The sequence below is a fragment of the Streptococcus sp. HMSC077D04 genome, from assembly GCF_001808785.1.
Classification (GTDB): domain Bacteria; phylum Bacillota; class Bacilli; order Lactobacillales; family Streptococcaceae; genus Streptococcus; species Streptococcus mitis_BX.
Genome location: NZ_KV794530.1, coordinates 43100 through 43760 on the forward strand (window position 1 = coordinate 43100; position 661 = coordinate 43760).

2 protein-coding genes are annotated in these 661 nt (G+C 39.3%); both read right to left on the reverse strand.

Annotated elements, in window-relative coordinates:
* Positions 1-158 (reverse strand): TipC family immunity protein (locus HMPREF2701_RS11035; RefSeq protein ID WP_148130516.1); only part of this gene is annotated, 158 nt, incomplete at its 3' end.
* Positions 159-168: 10 nt separating this feature from the next.
* On the reverse strand, positions 169-330 hold the full coding sequence (locus HMPREF2701_RS11485) for a hypothetical protein (RefSeq protein WP_261674411.1): 162 nt from the start codon (positions 328-330) through the stop codon (positions 169-171).
* Positions 331-661 lie beyond the last annotated feature (331 nt).

Here is a 661-nt window from a genome sequence, read left to right on the forward strand (position 1 = left end):
AACCCATCTATGTTTCTTAAAATATTATTTGTCTGGTAAGTTTTCTCAGTTTCCTGGTAGATTTCATCAAAAATATTTTTTGGGTGATTGATAAAAAAGTAGAAACAGGATAGTACGATTATTGCGATTAATACTATTAAGCCTAGTGTTTTCTTCATCATCATCCTCCTACTCCGCCACGGCTTCTAAGCGATTTAAAAACTTGGATACACCTGGATAGTTACTTTCGATATATACTTTAATGGCATCTTCCCCTTTTTCCATAACCTCTAGTGGAAGGATGCTGGCATAGATAGTGCTTCTGACTTGTTTCCAATCTTTATTTTTCAAGAATTCTCTTTCTCTCAGAGTCGAATCCTTCTGAAGGTCAGCATAGTAAGAAGATATAGCTTGATCATAGGATTGCCCCTCTTGCATGCGGCCGATAAGATTGACTGAATCAAGGTCTGCCTTGTAATCATCCTCACCAATACTTGGTTTCTTATCCGTAGCGTTAAAGGTCGTGTCTCCCTCCCAGTCTGAAAGGTCCTTGACATGCTCTCTACCGCCATAGACATCAGCTAACTGAACTTAATTAGGATTAAGATGAGTAGCCATAGTAATGGACTGGTGGGTAAAGTCTGCATGACCTATCACCAATTCTCCCACTGGGTTTCGACTT